Origin of the sequence: Algoriphagus marinus, from assembly GCF_001936475.1 — a bacterium.
Lineage (GTDB): Bacteria > Bacteroidota > Bacteroidia > Cytophagales > Cyclobacteriaceae > Algoriphagus > Algoriphagus marinus.
The window spans coordinates 1-521 of the sequence record NZ_MSPQ01000029.1 but is presented as its reverse complement, the minus strand read 5'-3'; the positions used below and the strand labels follow the sequence as shown (position 1 = coordinate 521).

Here is a 521-nt window from a genome sequence, read left to right as displayed (position 1 = left end):
GGTGGAGTTGCCCTGAGTGGATCTAGCGGAAATTTTGCTGGAGGTACCTATACCGTCACACCTGGAATTGGGATTGAGCCTCCGACGCTGACTTTGGAAAACATAGCTCCAGCGGATTATACTTTTACCCTAGAAGCAAGAGGAGGAGGAAGTTGTGATTTAGATTTCCCAATTGATATCACTGTCAATCCCAATCCTGAAGCTGATTTTATTCCCTCGAATGTAAGTTGTTTCGGAGGGAACGACGGTACCTTGGAAGTGATCGGAACACCTGTTGGCGTAGGTCCATTCAGTTATCAGTTGATTCGGATATCAAATAATTCTCCTGTAGAAACTCGTACAGATGGCCTTTTCAGCGGTTTGGTTGCAGATGACTATCTGGTAAGAATCAGCAATACAACCACAGGTTGTACTTTTGAAACTGGCACCTATACGATTACGGAGCCAAGTGAATTTTTAGTCTCGAATGTCATCGCTGTGGAGACCACCTGTGGTATTCTGGATAACGGTTCCATTGAATT

General features: G+C 44.5%; 1 protein-coding gene. It reads left to right on the top strand.

Annotated features, from left to right (window positions below; genetic code table 11):
• The coding region (locus BVC88_RS21460; RefSeq protein ID WP_175574470.1) for a SprB repeat-containing protein at window positions 1–521 on the top strand (521 nt) is incomplete at both ends.